General features: G+C 62.2%; 18 protein-coding genes. 14 read left to right on the forward strand and 4 right to left on the reverse strand.

The window, feature by feature from the left end; genetic code table 11:
* Window positions 1-76: 76 nt before the first annotated feature.
* Window positions 77-1,807, reverse strand: a complete 1,731-nt coding sequence (locus F8A90_RS11135) for a thiamine pyrophosphate-dependent enzyme (RefSeq protein ID WP_200017192.1) — start codon at window positions 1,805-1,807, stop codon at window positions 77-79.
* A gap of 642 nt (window positions 1,808-2,449) precedes the next feature.
* Here F8A90_RS11135 and F8A90_RS11140 point away from each other — a divergent pair.
* The 4 genes from F8A90_RS11140 to F8A90_RS11155 all read left to right on the forward strand — a co-directional run bounded on the left by F8A90_RS11140 (window position 2,450) and on the right by F8A90_RS11155 (window position 7,100).
* A complete protein-coding gene (locus tag F8A90_RS11140) occupies window positions 2,450-4,195 on the forward strand; it encodes a BCCT family transporter (RefSeq protein WP_200017193.1) in 1,746 nt (581 codons plus the stop codon).
* 174 nt (window positions 4,196-4,369) lie between these two features.
* Entirely contained in the window at window positions 4,370-5,746 is a 1,377-nt protein-coding gene (locus F8A90_RS11145; protein WP_200017194.1) for an NAD(P)/FAD-dependent oxidoreductase, read from the forward strand.
* 134 nt (window positions 5,747-5,880) lie between these two features.
* Entirely contained in the window at window positions 5,881-6,261 is a 381-nt protein-coding gene (locus F8A90_RS11150) for a nuclear transport factor 2 family protein (RefSeq protein ID WP_200017195.1), read from the forward strand.
* Window positions 6,262-6,473: 212 nt separating this feature from the next.
* Window positions 6,474-7,100, forward strand: a complete 627-nt coding sequence (locus F8A90_RS11155; RefSeq protein WP_200017196.1) for a helix-turn-helix domain-containing protein — start codon at window positions 6,474-6,476, stop codon at window positions 7,098-7,100.
* A gap of 24 nt (window positions 7,101-7,124) precedes the next feature.
* Here F8A90_RS11155 and F8A90_RS11160 read toward each other — a convergent pair whose 3' ends face one another.
* Entirely contained in the window at window positions 7,125-7,853 is a 729-nt protein-coding gene (locus tag F8A90_RS11160; RefSeq protein ID WP_200017197.1) for a FadR/GntR family transcriptional regulator, read from the reverse strand.
* A 225-nt stretch (window positions 7,854-8,078) separates the two neighbouring features.
* On the opposite strand from F8A90_RS11160, the gene F8A90_RS11165 reads away from it, so the two are divergent.
* From F8A90_RS11165 to F8A90_RS11210, 10 genes are all read left to right on the forward strand, one after another.
* On the forward strand, window positions 8,079-9,107 hold the full coding sequence (locus F8A90_RS11165; protein WP_200017198.1) for a 4-hydroxythreonine-4-phosphate dehydrogenase PdxA: 1,029 nt from the start codon (window positions 8,079-8,081) through the stop codon (window positions 9,105-9,107).
* 60 nt (window positions 9,108-9,167) lie between these two features.
* On the forward strand, window positions 9,168-10,340 hold the full coding sequence (locus F8A90_RS11170) for an L-rhamnonate dehydratase (protein ID WP_077373800.1): 1,173 nt from the start codon (window positions 9,168-9,170) through the stop codon (window positions 10,338-10,340).
* Between the two features lie 10 nt (window positions 10,341-10,350).
* Window positions 10,351-11,358 (forward strand): AraD1 family protein, encoded by a 1,008-nt coding sequence (gene araD1 / locus F8A90_RS11175; protein WP_200017199.1) that lies wholly within the window; start codon window positions 10,351-10,353, stop codon window positions 11,356-11,358.
* Between the two features lie 172 nt (window positions 11,359-11,530).
* Window positions 11,531-12,529, forward strand: coding sequence for a TRAP transporter substrate-binding protein (locus F8A90_RS11180; protein WP_200017200.1), 999 nt, complete (start codon window positions 11,531-11,533; stop codon window positions 12,527-12,529).
* A 37-nt stretch (window positions 12,530-12,566) separates the two neighbouring features.
* Window positions 12,567-13,577 carry an amidohydrolase family protein gene (locus F8A90_RS11185; protein WP_200017201.1) on the forward strand — a complete coding sequence of 337 codons (1,011 nt, stop codon included), beginning with the start codon at window positions 12,567-12,569 and terminating at the stop codon, window positions 13,575-13,577.
* Between the two features lie 101 nt (window positions 13,578-13,678).
* A complete protein-coding gene (locus F8A90_RS11190; protein ID WP_200017202.1) occupies window positions 13,679-14,728 on the forward strand; it encodes a TRAP transporter substrate-binding protein in 1,050 nt (349 codons plus the stop codon).
* 130 nt (window positions 14,729-14,858) lie between these two features.
* Entirely contained in the window at window positions 14,859-15,527 is a 669-nt protein-coding gene (locus F8A90_RS11195) for a TRAP transporter small permease (protein WP_200017203.1), read from the forward strand.
* On the forward strand, window positions 15,524-16,804 hold the full coding sequence (locus F8A90_RS11200; protein ID WP_200017204.1) for a TRAP transporter large permease subunit: 1,281 nt from the start codon (window positions 15,524-15,526) through the stop codon (window positions 16,802-16,804). The genes F8A90_RS11195 and F8A90_RS11200 overlap by 4 nt, the downstream gene beginning before the upstream one ends.
* A gap of 73 nt (window positions 16,805-16,877) precedes the next feature.
* A complete protein-coding gene (locus F8A90_RS11205; protein ID WP_200017205.1) occupies window positions 16,878-17,927 on the forward strand; it encodes an amidohydrolase family protein in 1,050 nt (349 codons plus the stop codon).
* Window positions 17,924-19,504 (forward strand): aldehyde dehydrogenase (NADP(+)), encoded by a 1,581-nt coding sequence (locus tag F8A90_RS11210; protein WP_200017206.1) that lies wholly within the window; start codon window positions 17,924-17,926, stop codon window positions 19,502-19,504. Before F8A90_RS11205 ends, F8A90_RS11210 begins: the two co-directional genes overlap by 4 nt.
* Window positions 19,505-19,941: 437 nt before the next feature.
* Here F8A90_RS11210 and F8A90_RS11215 read toward each other — a convergent pair whose 3' ends face one another.
* Window positions 19,942-21,225 carry a TRAP transporter large permease gene (locus tag F8A90_RS11215; protein ID WP_084208291.1) on the reverse strand — a complete coding sequence of 428 codons (1,284 nt, stop codon included), beginning with the start codon at window positions 21,223-21,225 and terminating at the stop codon, window positions 19,942-19,944.
* Complete coding sequence (locus F8A90_RS11220) at window positions 21,222-21,851, reverse strand: TRAP transporter small permease (RefSeq protein ID WP_144727211.1); 630 nt, start codon at window positions 21,849-21,851, stop codon at window positions 21,222-21,224. The genes F8A90_RS11215 and F8A90_RS11220 overlap by 4 nt, the downstream gene beginning before the upstream one ends.
* Window positions 21,852-21,853: the final 2 nt, after the last annotated feature.

Raw genomic sequence — 21,853 nt, forward strand, 5'->3', positions numbered from 1 at the left:
GCACCTTCTGGTCTGCGCCTTCACTCATGCCTTCTTGAGTGAAGGCATGAGTGGACCACAATCTCTCGCGCCATACTCAGCGACCGGTGAAGTTGTTGCGCACCAGATCGACCACATCATCCATGCGCCCATTGAGCACCGCCTTGGCGGAGTAGAGTGCGGTGGAGGCGACCTGCCCGGCTTCGATATGTGGCGGCATCACCAGCTCCATGCGGTTGACCTTGACCTCGAGAATGCCGGGGCCTTCCTGGGCCAGCAGGCTCTGCACTGCCTCATCCAGCTCGTGCTTCTCCTCGACACGACGCCCCCACAGCCCCATGGACTGGGCGACCAGCGAGAAGTCGGGGTTCTCGAGTTCGGTGTAGGTATCCAGGATGCCCTCGACCTTCTGCTCGAGCTCCACGAAGCCCAGCGTGCTGTTGTTGAAGATGACGATCTTGAGCGGGATCTTTTCCTGCTTGAGAGTCAGCAGGTCCCCCATCAGCATCGACAGACCGCCATCACCGCACATGGCGATCACCTGACGCTCAGGGTAGGCCTTCTGGATGCCGATTCCCTGAGGGTAGGCATTGGCCATGGTGCCATGCATCAGACTTGGCAGCGTGCGGCGCTTGCCGTTGGCGCGGATATGACGCAGACACCACACCATGGGGCTGCCGCCATCGGCGGTGAAGACGGCATCCTCACTGGCATGGCGGTCCAGCGCCAGGGTCAGCTCCTGCGGGTGAATCAGATGCTCATCGTCGGAGGTGACGGCGGCCTCATCGCGCGCCTCGAGATATTTCTTGCGGCAGCTGTCCAGCCAGCCGCTGTCATCACGCGGGTCCACGCGGGTCAGCAGCGCGTCACAGGTGTCCTTGACGCTACCGACGACACCAAGATCCACCGGATGACGGATACCGATCTTGCCGGGGTCGAGATCCACCTGAATCACGGTGGCCTTGTCCGGATAGAACTGGGACCAGGCAAAGCTGCAGCCCAGCAGCAGCAAGGTGTCACATTCCGCGACGGCCTCGTAGCCGCCTTGAAGCCCGAACACGCCTGTCATGCCGACTTCGAGTTCATTGTTGGGCTCGATGAAGTCCTTGGCACGCGACGTCCACGCCACTGGCGCCTTGAGGCGACGTGCCAATGCCAGCACTTCTTCCTGCGCATCCTGACAACCGACCCCGGCGTAGATCGACACCTTGCCCGGCTGATTGAGCGCCTCGGCGACGGCGGCCAGCTCCTGCTCACCCGGACAGATCACCGGCGAGAAGCGGTGGGCGCGCCAGGGCAGCGAGCCCTTGGGCTTCTGCGGGAAAAGGTCTCCCGGGACGATCAGCACCGCGACTCCACCTTCCGCCAGCGCCTTCTGCGCCGCGATGGCCACCATGCGGCGAGCATTCTCGGGATTGGTCAGGTATTCACAGAACACACTGTACTGGGAATAAAGCGCCTTCTGATCCACATCCTGCGGGAAGCCCACGCCCATCTCGGCGGTATCGATCTGCGAGGCGATGAACACCACCGGTGCCCCATTGCGATGCGATTCGATCAGACCATTGAGAAAGTGGGTACTCCCCGGGCCACAGGTGCCGGCACAGCAGGTCAGCTCCCCGCTGATGAAGGACTCGCCCCCTGCCGCGAAGCCGGCCACCTCTTCATGCCGCACATGCACCCACTCCATCTCCGAGCGCCGAATGGCGTCGGTGAAGTGATTGATGGTATCGCCGACGATGCCGTAACAGCGCTTGGCACCTGCCTCGAGCAGGGATTCGGTGATGATCTCGGAGACGCTATGTGCTGAAGAATGGGACTTGGACATGGGGGCGCTTTCCTTTTCCGTGGAGTTGCGGTGAAGGATGAGCAATGCATTCACTCATTCGAATAAACAGTACATAAGACGTTGGGATGCCCCGAGGAATTGCAATGGTGGGGGCACAAGACACAAGTGGCACACGGCGTTGCGTGCAGTGGGGCCGGAGTCAAAATTTTCTTCCACTTCCAAGCCGATTCCCCTACTGCTCTCCCTGTTCCCTGCTCGCTGCTCTCTTTCCCCCCTCCCTCTCTACTCCCATCCCTCTCTATTCCCATCCCGACCTCTGTCCACTGAGCTGCCAGCATCGGACCGGGCTGCGTATCGGCGTTAATTTCGCTGTATTTCAATGAGTTGATGTCGACATGGAATTACTTTACATGTAAATGAAAAAATAACTAAAAATTTCACTTGCGCGATTCATGCCGCCGTCTATTTTCACTTGTGACGCGAGAGAATTCATCGAGTGCTGTATGAGCTGCAGCGCAATCACTGACGATGAATGGGGACCTTGCCGCTTCGATGAATGGCGAAGTCCCAGCCCCCGCTCCCATGACAACAATAAAATCTGCTCTCGATATTCCTGTCGGCTTGTCAGGTGTCTGACGAGATCTGGCTGGAGCATCAGGGCCCCTTCCTGGAGGCATCCCAGTGACAGCAACACGCAATCCCGCAGCGGCTGAGCACGCTGGCAGCAATGGCGTTCCGCGCTCGTCCGGTCTGCTTGGCGACTACGACAAGGGGCTGTTCTGGCCCGTTCTCAGCATCTACACCCTGATCATGATCTACGCCCTGGCGGCACCGGAGCAGACCGGCGCGGCGCTGTCCGGCATACGTGACTTCCTGATCTTCAACTTCGGTTGGAGCTTCGTGCTCGGGGTCGCCGCGACACTGATCTTCAGCTTCTATCTGTTGCTCAGCCCCTTTGGCGGCATCCGGCTGGGGCCGGACGACTCGCGCCCTGAATTCAGCTATGTGGCGTGGATCTCGATGATCTTCAGCTGCGGACTGGGCATCGGCTTCGTGTTCTTCAGCGTCGCCGAGCCATTGACGCATCTCTACACCTCCTCGCATGTGCAGGACCTCAATCAAGTCGGCCAGCAGGCCGGGGTATCGACCGCGATTCTCGACACCTTGATGGACTGGGGCATGAATGGCTGGGCACTGTTTGCCGTGGCCGCCTGGGCCATCGCCTTTCCGGCCTATCGCCTGGGGCAGCCGCTGACGGTCGCCACCGGCCTCTACGGTCTTCTGGGAGAGCGTTGCAACAGCAGCCTGTGGGGCAAGCTTGCCAACGGGCTGGGCGTGATCGGCACCATCGGCGGCAATGCCACCATGATCGGCCTGGGCGTCACCTCCATCAGCTATGCCTTGAAGGTGCTGTTCGGGCTCGAGTTCGGTGCCTTCGGTCAGGCCATGGTGATGCTGGTGATCATCATCGCCTACGTGGCATCGGCGGCGACCGGCATCGAGCGCGGCATCAAGTACCTCAGCCTGCTCAACATGGTCATGGCCGGCGCCATCTTGCTGGCGCTGCTGGCCTTCGGTCATGCACCGGCGCAGTACCTGTTGAACATGATCACCCAGCAGTTCGGTGACTACTTCGGCTCGGTGTTCGTCACTCAGTTCTGGACCGACGCGGGCAGCTTCGAACAGCGCGAATGGGTGGGCTGGTGGATGATCTTCTACTGGCTCTGGTACATCTCCTATATCCCCTTCTGCGGCGGCTTCATCGCGCGCATCTCCCGTGGCCGTACCCTGCGCGAATTCGTGTTCGGCGTGGTGGTGGTGCCGATGCTGCTGTCGATCGTGTGGTTCAGCATCTGGGGTGGCTCGGCCGGATATGCCGAGGTCAATCAGATCGTGCCGCTATGGGAGAGCGTGCAGGGCAACCCGGAATCCGGCATCTACCTGTTGCTGCAGAGCATGCCCGGCGGCTGGTGGCTGTGCCTCGCGGTGCTGTTCAACATCGTCGTCTTCGCCGTCACCACCTCGGATTCGGCCTCGTTCTTCTCGGCCATGCAGGTCTCCAATGGCAACGAGAATCCGAAGATCCTGATGCGTCTGCTGTGGGGCGTGATCATCGGTGTCACCGGCATCGTCTTCCAGCTCGCCGGAGGCTTCAACGCCATCAAGAGCCTGGCGATCGTGGTCGGTGCGCCCTTCTTCCTCGTCAGCATCGCCTACATGTTCTCGGTCTATCGCATGCTCAAGGCGACCCACGAGCAGCCGGCGACGGCCATGCAACCGGCCCCTCAGGCCAGACCGATGCCTGCGGACACTGCCGCGCCAGAAGCCTCGAGCGCTGCCACACCCGCCACGCCAGCTAGTACGCCCACGTCAACACCGCACGCCCTCCCGGGATCGGGAAGCCAACCCATCCCGGGCGCGACCTGAGCGGCATGATGCGCCTCACGTCGACTCGGGCAGGCAGAGACCCCACAGCGCAACGCGCCTGGACAAGGACCGCCATTGATCGCCAATGACATTGATCACCGACAACCACGATCACCAATGACAACGATCACCAATGACAACGATCGCCAACAACAACACGGATGGTGACCCACGATGACCGTCAAACAGCCTTACAACCCTCACTACGATCCTCTCAAGGACAGCTCCCCGGGCGAAGGCGTGGATTATGCGCCGAGCTACTGGCGCTACCACGCCGGCCCGCCTCCCGAGGATGATGGCCCCGTCACTGACGACATGGAGGCAGACGTGGTGCTGATCGGCGCCGGCTTTACCGGCCTTGCCACGGCGATGTTCCTGGCGCGCGAGCACGGCATCAAGGCGGTGGTGCTGGAGGCCAATCAGATCGGCTGGGGCTGCACCAGCCGCAATGGCGGCCAGGGCCATCTGGCCTGGGGACGCCTGAGTCGCAGCCAGTGGGTCAGAAAATGGGGGATCGACATGGCGCGCCAGCTGCACGCCAATAGCCTCGAGGGTTTCGAGGTCTTCAAGTCTCTGACCCAGGACCCCGAAGTGGATTGCGAGCCTCAACCGTTGGGCAATCTGCTGATCGCCCACAGCCCACAGGCCATGCAGCATCTCGAGGCCGAATCACGCCTGTGCAACAACATCCTCGGTTACCGGACCCGGACACTGGACCGTGCGACGGTACATCGGGACTTCATGGGCGATCAGGAAAGTCACGGCGCGATGCTGGAGCCCGAGGGCATCGCGGTACAGCCGCTCAAGCTGGCCTACAGCTATGCGCGTATCGCACGCCGCCACGGCGCCAGAATCCACACCAGCAGCCCGGTGCAGCAGTGGACGACAGAGAACGGCATCCACTATCTGCAGACACCGGGAGGCACGGTAAAGGCACGCGCGGTAGGCATCGCCACGGCGGGCTACACCAGCCCCAACCTCCACTCACTGACTGCCTATCGCAACATGCCGATCATGGCCAACTCGGTATGGACGCGCACACTGACCGACGATGAGATCGAGGCTTGCGGCCTGCGTTCGACCATCCTGACCACGGATACCCGCAAGCTGCGCTACTACTATCGGCTGTTGCCCGAGAAACGCCTGCAGATCGGCACGCGCAGCGCCATCAGCGGCGCGGATGCGCAGAATGCTCGTCATCTGGATGTGGTGCATGCCGCCATTGCACGCAAGTTCCCGGCGCTGGCCGCCATCGAGACGCCGTGGTTCTCGCATGGCTGGATGGATATCTCCCACGACATGATGCCGCGCATCGTGCAGCCGGACCCCAAGCAGCAGATCTTCTATGCCCAGGGTTACAGCGGCAACGGCGTGTCGTTCTCGGCCTATGCCTCCAGACAACTCGCCGCGCTGATCGCCGGTCAGTCACTGCCCGAGCGCCACCTGCCGATCTTCAACTCCCCACTGCCCGCCCATCCGCTCAGGCCGATCCGGCGCATGGGGCAGCATCTGCTCTACAAGTATTTCCAGGTGCTGGACAAGGTGAGTTGAGCCACGACTCGCTCTCTACGCTCATCGACCACCGTCTTTCATGTTGCTCAACACGCCGCGGCGCTCCCGAATGATGTCGCGGCACCTCCCACTGGCATGCCACTCGCGGCATGCATGCACCAGAGACCCGTACCATGAACCGTGAACAGATGACCGCCATGTTCGATGCCTTCAATCGCCACGCCATCGATGACGTCATGGAGTACTTCGCCGATGATGTGGTCTTCGATACCGTGTCCGGCGATGAGGCGCACGGCACGCGAATCGTCGGCAAGGCCGCCGTGCGCGACGCCTTCGTGAACACCTGGACGACCATGCCCGATGTAAAGTGGGCCAAGGGCGAGTTCTTCTTCGCCGATCAGCGTGTCGTCTCCGAATGCACCTTCATGGCGACCCAGCCCGATGGCCTGCGTGTCGAGGCCGACAGCGTGGATCTCTTCACCATCGAGAAGGGCAAGATCACCCGCAAACAGGCCTTCCGCAAGCAACGACCGGCCTTCACTCCAGCTGCCTGAGGGTAACGCGCAGCGCATAAGCAAAAGGCCAGTCATCATGACTGGCCTTTTGCTTATCAATACCTATTTCAACACGACGATTTGATAACGACACAGGCTTATCTCTTCACGCCGCATGCTGATAATCTTGCTGATGAAAACTGCAGCATGCTTTTCATCCACATGAAACGCCACGCATTGACCGCCAGCTCCCATTGCCAAGAGGAAACCGGATGACCACGGAGACAGACTCCTCACAGGCATCAGTCGGCAGCACCGCACTCAGCAATGCAGAACAGGAAGACCGTCGTATCGGCAGACAGCTGCGCGACCTGCGCAAGTCCCGGCAGATGACACTCAGCCAGCTGGCGAAGCGCGTCGGAAAATCCGTCGGCTATCTGAGCCAGGTGGAGCGCGGCGTCTCATCCCTCCCCATCGGGGTACTACAGGCCCTGAGTGATGCCCTCGGTGTGCGCGTCAGCTGGTTCTTCCAGCCGGGCGGGAGTGACTCGGCGGCCGAACAGGAAACTATCGTGCGCGCGGATCAACGCCGTGCCATGAATCTCAGCGCCATCGGTGCACGGGAAGAACTGCTCTCCCCCCGCCTGAGCGGTCAGCTCATCCTGATCATGACCCGCCTGCAGCCCGGCGGCAGCGGCGGTGAGACGCCTCGTGAGCGGCGCGGTGAGGAAGCGGGCTATGTGGAAAGTGGCCAATTGGAACTGACCATCGGCGAGCAGGTATTCCTGCTCAACCCGGGCGACAGCTTCTCGCTGACCGGGGAGGATCCCCACTGGATTCGCAACCCCGGCGAGACCGAGACCCGTATCGTCTGGGTGATGACGGGCGTGGAGTATTGAGCCCCTCATCTCCATGAGGCACCTTCAACGGGGCATCTTGTCCCGCGTCGTGTAATAGACGCTGTCGATATGCGAGAGCATGGCACGTTCGGCGGCGTCAGGGTCGCCGGCGCGCAGCGCTTCGACGATACGTACGTGCTCTTCATAGCTGCGCTTGATCGAGCCGTGCTCGGCCATGACCTGACGGCGAATGTTGAGCGCGTAGGTATACAGCTCATCGGCATAGCGGATCAGGATCTCGTTGCGCGAGTATTCGGCGATGACGTGATGGAAGTTCTGATCCGAGAGCTGGAAATTCACCGGTGAGTCGAAGTGCTGGGACTGGGCATCCAGCAAGGCGTCCAGCTTCTTGAGCCCTGCCTCATCGATATGTCGTGCGGCACGACGGGCAATGGCCGATTCCACCACGATCCGACTCTCGAAGACGCTCTCGATATCCAGGTTGTTGAGCTCATCGCCCTGCTGACGCGCGGGATGATTGCGGAAACTGTCGATCACCGCCTCGCTCGCGCAGACCCGTGACTTGCTGCCATGCGAGACATTCAGCAGGCCATGGCCCGTCAACAGCGCCAGCCCCCCACGAACGGTCTCGCGACTCACTTCAAACAGCTGCGCCAGCTCACGCTCGCTGGGCAGCTCATCTCCATCGCGCAGCAGGCCGGTCAGGATCATCTCGATGAGCTTGTCGGCGAGAATTTCCTTCTTGGTCTGATTCTTCAGCGCTTTCTCGAAGGCGAAAGGCGTCTGGTTCATGCGGCCCCCACTGGTATACATTTCATACCAGCATAACTGAAACGCTCGTATGCCGCACCAGAAAACCGACCATAGTCGCAAATTCACCAAAAACCTTGACCAGAAGAGAACTTGTCAGCTAGCTTTTTCATCAACTGGTCTGGTAAACCAACCAGCAGACCATAAGATGCGAATTCACTTGTAGATACCAACAACAACGCCAACTCTCACAAGGCTGGAACTCACATGTCCGCAACACGCCCCGTCATTGCCCTGACCCTTGGTGACCCTGCCGGTATCGGCCCGGAGCTGATCGCGCGCCTGATCGCGGAGCGCGAACAGTTCGCGGATACCCATACGGTGCTGATCGGCGATCAATGGCTGTGGGAACAGGGCCAGCAGCAGGCCGGCCTGTTCAGTGATCTCCCCCGTGTCGATAGCTTTGCAGCTGCCCGCGATCATGAGGGCCTGACCATGATGACCGTGGACAGCGTAGCGAAGGCCGACGTCACCATTGCCGAGGAGAGCGCTGCCTGCGGCGCCTCGTCTCTCGCGGTGCTGTCTCGCTGCCTGGAAGCGGCCCAGAACGAGGAAGTCGACGCCATCTGCTTCGCGCCGCTCAACAAGCTGTCGATGAAGAAAGGCGGCCTGGGCCATGAAGATGAATTGCACTTCTTCGCCGAGAAGCTTGGCGTCAGCGGCTACTTCTGCGAGTTCAACACCCTGGGGACGCTGTGGACCTCGCGCATCTCCTCGCATATCCCGCTCAAGGATGCCGCCGAGTACGTCACCCAGCCACGCATCATCGCCGCCAGCCAGCTGATTCATGACTCGCTGACACTGGCCGGCGTCGAGCGCCCGCGCATCGCCGTGGCCGCCTTCAATCCCCATGGTGGCGAGGGCGGCACCTGCGGGCGTGAGGAAATCGATGTCATCGCGCCGGCCGTCGCCGAGTGCCGCGCCCAGGGCTATCCCGTGGAAGGCCCCTTCCCGGCTGACACTATCTTCCTCAAGGCACGCGATGGCGAGTACGACGCCATCGTGACCATGTACCACGACCAGGGGCAGATCGCGATCAAGCTGCTGGGCTTCAAGTCCGGCGTCACCGTCCAGGGCGGCCTGCCGATCCCCATCACCACGCCGGCTCACGGCACCGCCTTCGATATCGCAGGCCAGGGCAAGGCGGACGTCAATCCGACCCGCAATGCCTTCGCGATCGCCAAGCGCATGGGCACCAACCTGCGTGCGCTGCGGCTCGAGACCGCGTCTGCCTGATGCGCTTGCGCCTCACGCTCATGAACCTGAATCAACGCCATCCACAACAAGGATAATTCGATGAAGATCACCAAGGTCAGAACCCGCGTCTTCGAATGGAAAGGCCATACCGTTCCTCCCACTGCCCACTTCTGCTCCAACGCCATGGATGAGCTTTGGGACAAGGGGGACTCGATGGGCACCTTCCGCTTCCACGGCTGGACAGTGGTGGAAATCGAGACCGACAACGGACTGGTAGGGCTTGGCAACGTGGCACTGGCCCCGCGCATCGCCAAGGCGATCATCGATCAATACCTCGCGCCGCTGATCATCGGTCAGGACCCCTTCGACTACGAATACCTGTGGCAGCGCATGTACCGCTCCACCCACGCCTGGGGCCGCAAGGGCATCGGCATGGCCGCCATTTCCGGCGTGGATATCGCCATCTGGGACATCATGGGCAAGGCGGTCGGCAAGCCGGTCTTCAAGCTGCTGGGCGGGCGCACCAAGGACAAGATCCCCTGCTACGCCTCCAAGCTCTACCGCACCGACCTCAAGGGCATGCAGGAAGAGGCCCAGTCCTATCTGGATCAAGGCTTCACCGCCATGAAGATGCGCTTCGGCTACGGTCCGCGTGACGGCGTCGAAGGCGTACGTGCCAATCTGGATAGCGTCGCCGCCGTGCGCGAAGTCATCGGAGAGGATGTCGACCTGATGCTCGAGTGCTACATGGGCTGGAACCTGGACTACGCCAAGCGCATGTTGCCGAAGCTGGAACGCTTCCAGCCGCGCTGGCTGGAAGAGCCGGTGATCGCCGATGACATCGATGGCTACGCCGAACTCAATCAGCTGACCAGCATTCCCATCTCCGGTGGCGAGCACGAATTCACCCATTACGGCTTCCGCCAGCTGCTGGAAAAGCGCGCCGTCTCCGTCATCCAGTACGACACCAACCGGGTCGGTGGCATCACCGCCGCGCGCAAGATCAACGCCCTCGCCGAGTCCTTCAGCGTGCCGGTCATCCCGCACGCCGGCCAGATGCACAACTACCACCTGACCATGGCCTCACTGGCCTCCCCGATGAGCGAGTACTTCCCGGTGCACGACGTCGAGATCGGCAACGAGCTCTTCTACTACATCTTCAAGGGCGACCCGGAGCCGGTGAACGGCTTCATCGACCTCGACGAAGAGACCCCGGGGCTGGGCCTCGAGCTGAACAGCGACTACTTCGATCAGTTCAACATCATCGAGTGAGGAAGCCATCATGAGACTCGTCCAACTTCGCACCGCCAATGGCCCGCGGGTCGCCGTGGTCGAAAGCCGCGACCAGTTGCGCCTGCTCGACTTCCCGGGCGGCACCTATGAGCTGGCCTCCCGCGCCATCGAGTTGGGTATCGGACTCAGTGCACTGATTGAGCAGCACTACTCCCACACCCTGGTCGATTACAAGCAGGCCATCGATCGCCGCGAACTGCTGCCGCCGGTCACCCACCCGGATCGCGCGCGCTGCACCGTCACCGGTACCGGCCTGACCCATCTGGGCAGCGCCGATACCCGCGACGCCATGCATGCCGCCGCTCAGGCGCAGGATGAGGCTAGCCTTACCGACTCGATGCGCATGTTCCGCATGGGACTCGAGGGCGGCAAGCCTGCCGAGGGGCAGGTCGGCGCGCAGCCGGAGTGGTTCTACAAGGGTGACGGCAGCATCGTGGTGGCACCGGAAACCGCGATCAGCGTGCCGGCCTTTGCCGAAGACGCCGGCGAAGAGCCCGAGCTGGTCGGCCTGTACTTGAACGATGCCAACGGTCAGCCGCATCGCATCGGCTACGCGGTAGGCAACGAGTTCTCCGACCACATCACCGAGCGCGCCAACTACCTGTGGCTGGCCCACTCCAAGCTGCGCGCCTGCAGCTACGGCCCTGAACTGCTGATCGGCGAGCTGCCCCAGCACCTGGAAGGCACCAGCCGCATTACCCGTGACGGCCAGACTCTGTGGGAAAAACCCTTCCTGACCGGGGAGGCCAACATGGCCCACAGCCTGGCCAATCTGGAACACCACCACTTCAAGTACGCCCAGTTCCGCGCGCCGGGGGATCTGCACGTGCACTTCTTCGGCACCGCCACCCTGAGCTTCGCCGATCAGATCAAGGTGCAGGAAGGCGATCGCTTCGAGATCGAACTGCCCGCCTTCGGTCGCGCGCTACGCAACCCGGTCGCGTTCGAGTCCCACGACAACGACGCCAAGCAGCCCTCCGCCATGGCAGTGCTTTAGGGCCACCGATCAACACAAGAAGTAGAGCAAGGATCAGGGTCTTGAGATTTCCGCCATCACACGGCCCTGATCCCGGCAGCACCAGCATCACCAGTACCAGCAGCAAAACCGGCGTCAATAACGCCTGTACGCACCAGAAGCATCACGACAATAACGAGAAAAGGGCTTCGCCATGACACTCTCGACCCGCCACGCCACCGCCTCACTCATCACCGCTGCACTGGCAAGCCTTGCGCTGTCAGGTACGGCCAGTGCGGCAACCTCACTGACCTTCGCCCATGCGCATCCGGTCACCGACTCGCAGCATCTGGCCGCCGAACGCTTTGCCGAACGTCTGGCTGAACGCAGTGACGGCGAGCTGACCGTCAAGATCTTCCCCAACGGCCAGCTGGGCAATGATCAGGCCATGATCTCGGGCGTACGCAGCGGCACCATCGATATCGAGCTCTCAGGCAACCCCTACTTCAGCGGGCTGGTCGGCGAGCTCAATGTGCTCGACCTGCCCTTCCTGTTCGAGAACCGTGAACAGGCCTATCAGGTGCTGGATGGCGATATCGGCCAGGATCTGCTGACCGCCATGCAGCCGCAACAGATCGAAGGACTCGCCTTCTGGGAAATCGGCTTCCGCAACCTGACCAACTCGCGACGTGCGATTGAGAATGCCGAGGACGTCAGCGGCCTGACCCTGCGCACCACGCCCAACCCGGCGCATATCGCCGCCTTCCAGGCACTCGGCGCCAATCCGACCCCGATGCCCTTCGCGGAGCTCTATACCGCGCTGGAAACCCGCACCGTGGATGGCCAGGAGAACCCGGTCAGCCTGATCCGCTCCGCCAACCTGTATTCCGTGCAGGATCACCTGTCACTCACTGCACATGCCTACACCGCCGCGCCCTTGATCATGAACAAGCAGACGTTCGACAGCCTCGCGCCCGAACTGCAGACGCTGATCAAGGAAGAAGCTCAGGAAGCGGCCCGCTATCAGCGTCAGCTCAATCACGACAACGAGCAGGGCGATCTGGCTTTCCTGGAAGATCAGGGTATGCAGGTCGTGCGCGAGCCCGATACCGCCAGCATGCGTGCCAAGGTCGCCGAGCCGGTACGCGCCGAGTTCACCGAGAAGCACGGCAGCGAGCTGCTGGATCGAATCGACACCGCCCTCGCGCGCTGATCACGCTCGCCTGACTCGCTACCAGAGGAAGCCCGCCATGCTCTCTAACTCACTCAAATCCCCGGTGGTGCCCGTGTCGCTTGCCGAACTGGGCGAGCAACGCGAGCGCTATCTGGCCACGCAGCAAGAGAATGACCTGCCGATCATTGATGCCCACATGCATGTCTGGGACCCGACGCACAACTACCACCCCTGGCTGTGTGATGGGCCGATGATCCCCTTCCGCTACGGCGACTACTCCGCGATCCGTCGCCCCTACCTGCCCGCCGAGCATCTCCAGGCGGCGGGCGAGGCGCACCGGGTGCTGGGGTGTGTCTACATGGAGGCGGAATGGGCAAGGGGTGATGCGCTCAAGGAAGTGCGCTGGATCGAGGAGACTGCCCGCGAGAGCGGCTGGCCCAACGCCATGATCGGCCAGGCCTGGCTAGATCAGGATGACATCGGCGAGCAGCTCGAGAGGCTTTGCATGTCAGGGTTGGTCAAGGGTGTCCGTCACAAGCCAGCCGCACTGGAGCGTCACGATCCGAGGCTTGCCACCCACGCCTTGCCCGGCTCGCTGCGCTGCCCGCGTTATCAGTACGGCGTCAGTGAAGTCGCGCGCCGTGGCCTGATCTTCGAGCTGCAGGTGCCCTGGTGGCACCTCGAGGAACTGCTGCCCTTGCTGCAACGCCATCCCGAGATGCCGGTGGTGATCAATCATGCCGGCGTGCCCGGCGATCGTCATCCCGACACCCTGCGTCAGTGGTCACGGGCCCTGGACAAGGTCGCCGCCTGGCCACAGGTGATGATCAAGTTCTCGGGACTCGGCATCGCGGGCCAGCCCTGGCGGCTGGAAGACAACCGCGAGGTCTTCGAGATCGTGCTGCGCCATTTCGGGGTCCACCGCGTGATGTTCGCCAGCAACTTCCCGGTCGATGGACTGGTGATCTCGCTCGATACGCTGTGGCAGGCCTTCAAGGACCTCAGCCGCGGCTTGAGTCCCGAACACCGCCTCAAGCTGTTCTGTGACAACGCCGTGCGCTGCTACTCGCTGGACACCAGTACCTAGCGCTCGTTCGACGTAATGACATCCGTCCCAATGACAACAAGCTCTGCAAAACAGTCCCTATAACAACAGTCCCTATAACAACAACCTGCAAGGAATTCGCCATGTCCATCCGCCACGCTCTGCTCAAGAAAACGCTGCTCAACAAAGCCCAGTCCAACAAAGCTCTGCTCAAGTCGGCCTCTGCACTGGGGCTGGGACTGATGCTGAGCTTCGCGACCACCGCCCACGCCGAGATCACCGCGCGCATGGGCACCAGCCTGCCGGAGGCACATCCCCAGACACTGGGCGCCAAGAAGTTTGCGGAGCTCGTCGAGGAAAAATCGGATGGCGAGATCACCATCACGGTGTTCTCCAACGGCATTCTCGGTAATGACGTCAACATGACCTCGATGCTGCAGTCCGGGACCCTGGACTTCACCGCACCCTCCACTGCCACGTTGAGCAGCCTCAACCCTGACTTCAACATCGTCAGCCTGCCCTTCCAGTTCGATGACAGTGAACACGCCGATGCCGTGCTGGATGGCGAGGCTGGCCGCGCCCTGCTCGCAAGCCTGGATGACAAGCAGCTGGTGGCACTCGAGTACTGGGAGAATGGCTTCCGTCACATGACCAATAGCCGCCGTCCCATCGAGACGCTCGAGGACATCGAGGGCCTCAAGATTCGCACTATGCAGAACGCCCTCTACATCGACCTCTTCAATGGACTGAATGCCAACGCCGTGCCCATGTCGGTCAATGAACTGTTCACTGCCATGGAAACCCGCACGGTGGATGGCCAGGAAAATCCCTACACCGTCATCGACGCCAAGCGCTTCTTCGAAGTCCAGACGTACCTGTCGCGTACCGCGCATGCCTATGACGCCCAGGTACTGGTCGCCTCGGCAGGCTTCATGCAGTCACTCGATGACGCCCAACGCCAGCTGGTCCGCGAGGCCGCCCGCGAAGCCACGCTCTATCAGCGCGAACAGAGCCGCGCCCTGAACGATGAATTGCTGAGTGCCCTTGAGAAGAAGATGGCCGTCAACGTGGTCGCGGACAGTGAGCGCCAGCGCATGCGTGAGGCCCTGGCACCGGTGATCGAGCAGCACACCCAGGCGCTTGACGCAGGCGTGGTGACGCAATTCCAGACTGCCCTGGCCGACGCGCGCTGAACACTTTCATCAGCCCCTGACATCAGTCCCAGCCACCGACACGCGGCAGCGCCCTTTTCGCTGCAACCAGAGGGGCGCAATGACAGCGCTGCCGCACCGTCATCGAGATGCCTCCTTCGGGGATGACACCATGAACAAACTGACCCAAGAGATGCCGTTATCCATGTCGATCAAACCGCCCTCTGCCACGCACGCCGAGTCCCGCAAGGCCGCTGGCGCCGCGCAGGAAAAGACAGCTCCGCAGGACACGGCCGCCCCCTCGAACATTGCCGTCGGCATCACGGCGCTGTTCAAGGGGCTCGAGAAGACCCTGACCCTGCTGATGGTTCTGGCGCTGGTGGCGATGATCGTACTGGTATTCGTCAATGTGGTGCTGCGCTACGGCTTCAACAGCGGCATCTCGATCAGTGTCGAGCTGTCCCGCTTCCTGTTCGTGTGGGTCACCTTCATGGGCGCGGTCACGGCGCTGATTCGCCAGGAGCACCTGAGCGTCAACACCTTCGCCGACAAGCTGCCGGCGGCATGTCGCAGGGTGCTGGATCGCGTCGTCACCCTGGTGATGCTCGGCTGCTGCCTGATGCTGCTAAAGGGCAGCTTCGACCAGACGTTGCTCAACTGGCGCAATCTCTCCCCCATCAGCGGCATTCCCGTCGGCGTCTTCTATCTCGCCGGCCTTATGGCAGGCGTATTGATGTCGCTGATTCTGCTGTGGCGACTACTGACGCCCCTTGCCCTGCATGGCATCACGCCACCGAATGCCCCCAGCCCCTCATCTGATCAGCAAGGAGACACGCCATGACCATCGGGCTCTTCCTCGGCTCCCTGCTGGCCGCCATCGGCCTGAGCCTCCCCATCGCCTTTGCCCTGCTGGTCAGTGCCATCGTGCTGATGCTGCACCTGGATCTGTTCAACTCGCAGATCCTGGCCCAGAACCTCGTCAACGGCGCCGACAGCTACACCCTGCTGGCCATCCCCTTCTTCCTCACCGCCGGAGAAGTGATGTCGCGTGGCGGGCTCTCCCAGCGCATCGTCACGCTGGCGATGTCGCTGGTGGGTCACCGCAAGGGCGGACTGGGTTTCGTGGCCATCTTCGCCGCCATCGTCATGGCCAGTCTGTCCGGCTCCGCGGTCGCGGATACCGCCGCGCTGGCCAGCATGCTGCTGCCGATGATGCGCAAGGCGGGCTATCCGCTGGGCCGCTCCTCCGGCCTGATGGCCGCCGGCGGGATCATCGCGCCGATCATCCCGCCCTCGATTCCGCTGATCATCATCGGCGTCGCCGGTGGCATCTCGATCGGCAAGCTGTTCCTCGCCGGGATCGTGCCGGGGCTGATCATGGGCGTGACCCTGGTGGTGATGTGGCTGTTCATGACCCGCAAGGAAGATCTGGTCGTCACCAAGAAGGCCACCGGGCGTGAGCGCCTCAAGGCACTCAAGGACAGCTTCTGGGCCATCATGCTGCCGGTCATCATCATCGGCGGCATCAAGAGCGGCATCTTCACCCCCACCGAAGCCGGTGTGGTCGCGGCGGTCTACGCCATCTTCGTCGCCACCGTGATCTACCGCGAACTGGACTTGAGCCAGCTCTACGCCGTACTCGCCCAGGCCGCCCGCAGCACCGCTATCGTGATGTTCCTGGTGGCCGCCGCCATGGTCGCCTCCTGGCTGATCAGCATCGCCCAGCTGCCGCTGATGGTCGCCGGTCTCCTACAGCCGCTGGCCGATGATCCGCGCATCCTGATGCTCGCCATCATGGGCATCGTGCTGGTGGTCGGCATGGTGATGGACCTGACGCCGACCATTCTGGTGCTCACGCCGATCCTGATGCCCATCGTCAAGCTGGCCGGTATCGACCCCGTCTACTTCGGAATCATGTTCGTCCTCAACTGCGCCATCGGCCTGATCACCCCGCCGGTCGGCAACGTGCTCAACGTGATCACCAGCGTCGGCAACCTCAAGTTCGAGAAGGCCGTCAGCGGGGTCGCGCCCTTCGCCCTCGCCTATGTTGTGATTCTGCTGCTGTTCGTGGCCTTCCCGCAGATCATCACCGCGCCCCTGTACTGGATGACCTCATGATGGCTTTGACGATGAAGACGTGGACGCTACACAGGGCAACCCTGCGCTCAATCATGAATGCAAGGAGATGCAGATGACCTCGCCTTCGATCAACAGCAACATTCACGCGCACCCTTTGATCGATGCGCACCATCACTTCTGGGCGCTGGATGGCCAGGTGGCGTACCCCTGGCTGGAAGACTCGCCGGTAGAGAACTTCTTTCTCGGCGACTATGCCGCGATCCGCCAGCCCTTTCAGGTCGCGGATCTCAAGCGCTTGATCCCCGCGGGCTATCGCCTGGTAGGCAGCGTGCATTGCGAAGCCGAAGCGTCACGCCCACAGGCTGAGAAAGAGACGCGCTGGATTACCGAGCAAGCAGCCATTCATGGCCTGCCGAGTGCGCATGTCGGCTGGGCGGCCTTTGGTACTGAAGCGTGCGCCGCACAGCTGGACGCGCAATGTGACTCACCGCTGTTTCGTGGCGTGCGTGCCAAGCCAGTCACCGCCGCCACGCCCCAGACCCGCCAGTCGGTGGCGGGCACCAGTGGCAGTCTGCAAGATCCGCGCTGGTGCGAGGGATTGGCGCTGCTCACGGAGCGTGACCTGAGTTGGGACCTGCGCGTGCCCGCCTGGCATCTCGAAGAGGCGGCCACGACGCTTCAGGACTACCCCGGCTTGCGCGTCATTCTCAATCACAGCGGCCTGCCGTGGGATCGCACGCAGGAAGGCCTCGCCCAGTGGCGCGCAGGTATGCGGGCGCTTTCTGAGAACCCGAATATCGCCGTCAAGCTCTCGGAGCTGGGCACGCCCTGGCATGCCTGGGATGCCAGCGCCAATCACGAGCTGCTCGGTGAGGTACTGGACATCTTCGGCACCCGACGTTGCCTGTTCGCCAGCAACTTCCCGGTCTCCGGCCTCAAGGTCAGCTATGGCGACTGGCTATCGCTGGTGACCGGCGCCATCGCGCAGACGGCGTCTCACGACCAACGCCAGATCGCGTTCGACCAGGTTCTGCACGACAACGCCATTCACTGGTATCGGCTACCGATTGCCGCTATCACCCGCGATGCCGATATCACCCACGATGCCGATATCACCCACGATGCCAGACCCACCCAACATGCCAGACAGGAGGCACCATGACACTCAACGGCCATCAGCTTATCGGACAGCGCAGCTTTGCCGCCAAGGGCGAGGCGATCCACGCCATCAATCCGGCCACCGGAGAGCGCCTGGCGCCCGGCTACCCGGGGGCCAATGCAGGGGATGTGGAAGACGCCTGCCGACTGGCAGGTCAGGCCTTTGATGCCTATCGCGCCACGACACATGAAGAAAGAGCCATCTTCCTCGAGACCATCGCCGAGGAAATCGAGGCACTCGGCGAGACCCTGACCCAGCGTGGAATGCAGGAAACCGGCCTGCCTGAAGCACGCCTGAACGGTGAGCGCGGCCGCACCTGCGGGCAGCTCAAGCTGTTCGCCAAGGTACTGCGCCGCGGTGAGTGGCAGGATGTGCGCGTCGACCCTGCGCTGCCGGAACGTGCGCCCCTGCCGCGTGCCGACCTGCGCCAACGTCAGATCCCGCTGGGTCCGGTGGCCGTCTTCGGGGCCAGCAACTTCCCGCTGGCCTTCTCGGTGGCCGGTGGCGATACCGCTTCCGCGCTGGCAGCGGGCTGCCCGGTGGTGGTCAAGGGACACTCGGCACACCCGGGCACCTCGGAACTGGTCGGACAGGCCGTGGCGCGCGCCGCTCGGCGTTGCAACATGCCGGAAGGGGTCTTCTCGCTGCTGTTCGGCCCGGGCAATGAGGTCGGCCAGGCACTGGTCAAGCATCCCGAGATCCAGGCGGTCGGCTTTACTGGCTCGCGCAGTGGTGGTACCGCCCTGCTGACGCTTGCCCAATCGCGTCCGCAGCCGATTCCGGTCTACGCCGAGATGAGCAGCATCAATCCGGTCATCCTGATGCCGGCGGCCCTGGAAGCCCGCGCCGAATTGCTGGGTGAGGCCTTCGTCGGCTCGCTCAACATGGGCGCCGGGCAGTTCTGCACCAACCCGGGGCTGGTACTGGCAGTGAAAGGCGCAGCGCTGGAACGCTTCAAGCAAGCCGCCATTCCCGCCATCCAGGCAAGTCCGGTGCAGACCATGCTGACGCCGGGCATCCACAAGGCCTATGCCGAAGGCGTGGCGAGCCTATCCTCACAGCCCGGCATTACCTGCCTGGCCAGTGGCGAAAGCGACTCTCCCATCGCCAGCCCATGCCAGACCCAGCTGTTCAGCACCCAGGCGAGTGACTTTCTTGCCAATGAGGCCATGCAGGCGGAAGTGTTCGGCTCCAGCTCGTTGATCATCGAATGCGATGATCTCGCTCAGCTCAAGCAGGTCTGCAGCGCGCTGGAAGGTCAGCTGACCGCCACTCTGCACCTGGATGACGCCGATCACGACGCCGCACGTCAGCTGCTGCCGGTGCTGGAGCGCCGCGCCGGACGCATCCTCGTCAATGGCTGGCCGACAGGAGTCGAAGTCTGTGACGCCATGGTGCACGGCGGCCCCTGGCCCGCCACCTCCGACAGCCGAACCACCTCGGTGGGCACCGCCGCCATTCACCGCTTCCTGCGTCCGGTCTGCTATCAGGACCTGCCGGATACCCTGCTGCCACCGGAACTCAAGCATGCTCCAGCAGAAGGCATCAGCCGCTTGGTGGATGGGGTGCGGGAGGGGTGATGCCTCGCCATCGAACAAGATGTAGTGCAGTCCACGCCTGTTAGAAGAGCCACCCCACGGGGTGGCTCTTTCACATTCAGGGCTGCTGCCAAGACATCCTGCCCCGTCGCACTATATGTCCTGAGCTTCGACAATGGCCCAAGATCAACGAAGTGCTAGGCATGCTGCTGATGCCCGGAGGTGTCACCTGGATTCTCCGTGCCGAACAGCACGTGTCCGGCCCCCGCCAAACAGCACAAGGCGTGCCGGTTGCTGGACCGGAAAAGTGAAATCCCCCGCCTTCTGCAGCGTGACTTGCCTGAGGAGCACGCACCTCGGGGTTCGCTTGCTGACTTCAGACACGAGAAGGCCGCCCCGGGAGGCGGCCTTCTCGTGTCGGTAGAGCAACGTCTTCATTGCACTCGACGACCAATGGGCTCTCTTTTCATCCGCCCCCATCACCCATAGAAGTGCTCGACAAGGCTCATGGGAATCGCCGGCACGTAGGTGACCAGCATCAGCACCAGGAAGAGCACGAAGATCATCGGCAGATTGACCTTGGTGGTTTCCCACATGTCCGTTCTGGCAATCGAGCAGGAGGTCGCCAACACCGAGGCGACGGGGGGTGTCTGCTGACCGATGGCGAGGTTGAGCGTCAGAATCAGGCCGAAGTGGATGGGATCGATCCCGATCTGCTGGATCAGCGGCATCACGATCGGCACGACCAGAATGATGGCCGCTGCACCATGCAGGAACATCCCCAGCAACAGCAGCAGGATATTGAGCAACGCCAGCACCGCCACCGGGTCCGTGGTCAGTGAGGTGATTTCCTGCGCCAGTTGCTGCGGTAGCTGCATCTCGGTCAAAAACAGTCCCAGGACGGCTGAGGTCGCGACCAGCAGCATGACGACGGACGTCTGGATCACGCCATCAATCACCGCCCGATACAGCACCTGCAGATTCAACTCGCGATAGACCAGTCCACCGATGACCAGCGCCGCCAGCACAGCGATGCCCGCCCCTTCCGTGGCGGTCACGAAGCCGCCGAAGATTCCGCCCAGGATGATGACCGGCAACGTCAGCGCCCAGAAGGCTTCCCGGAATGCCTTGCCAAGCGCCGACAGCGAGAAGGCAGCCTCACGCGGCATGTCGTACTTGCGGGCATAGTAGTAGCAGAGCACTGCCAGGCCGAATCCCCCCAACAGGCCCGGAATGATCCCCGCCACGAACAGTTTGACGATGGAGGTATCCGCGATGGCGCCATACAGGATCATCGACAGCGACGGCGGAATGATGATCGCCAATGACGCGGAGGATGAGGTGATGGCCGCCGAGAACTCTGGCGTGTACTTGCGCTTCTTCATCTCGGGAATCAACACCGACCCCGTGGCTGCCACGTCCGCGACAGCCGAGCCGGAAATCTCGGCAAAGAACAGTGACACCCCGACATTGACCATGGCCAGGCCACCGCGCACGAACCCCACCATCGCCGTGACGAGATTGATCAGCCGCATGGAGATGCCTGACGTGTTCATCAGCGCACCGGCGAGGATGAACAGCGGAATCGCGATCAGCGGAAACTTGGTCGCGCCATTGAAGAGCGTCAGCGGCACGTTCACCAGCGCGTCCACACCCATGAAGATCACCACCCCCACGACCCCCACCGTGCCGATGGCAACCGCGATGGGCACGTTGATCAGCACCAGTGCGAACAGGGCCGCGATAATGATCAGTAGCGTCATGAGCGGTGCTCCTTGAGGTCTTCCTCGGCCAGGCGGATGGCTTCCGCGATCTCTTCCTCTTCGCTGTTGACGCCTTCACACATCTTGCGCCATGCGTGGGGCAGGCTCAGCAGCTCACACACGATGAAGAGTGCCGCACTGAGCGGGATCACCGACTGGGTGACATCCAGGCCGATGCTCGGCAAGGCGATCAAGGCATCCCAGGCCAGCACGTCCAGCACCTGATACCCGAACCAGCCCACCACGGCAAAGAATCCGATCACGATTAGCTCAGAGGTAATGAACAGCGTGCTGCGCAGTGCGATGGGCGCCTTGGTGATCAAGCCGGGAAAGCCCATGTGCGAACGCTTCAAGGCCGCGAGACAAGCGCCATAGAAGCTGAGCCAGGCCAGATTGATCGAGGCGACCTCGTCATACCACGGCAAGGAGCCACCGAAGGTACGCAAGGCCACTGCCGCCAGCACGATCACCGTCAGCGACAACAGCAGGCCGACGGTAAATACCTCAAGGCAGCGTTCTACCACACGGTTGATCCTGTCCAGCACTGTCAAGTCAGCCTTGGCCGTCAGTCCTTCCCCACTCTCGGTGGGGAAGGTTGCCTTGGCCGCATGGGAATGCGAGCTCATGA

It is taken from the genome of Cobetia sp. cqz5-12 (assembly GCF_016495405.1).
Classification (GTDB): domain Bacteria; phylum Pseudomonadota; class Gammaproteobacteria; order Pseudomonadales; family Halomonadaceae; genus Cobetia.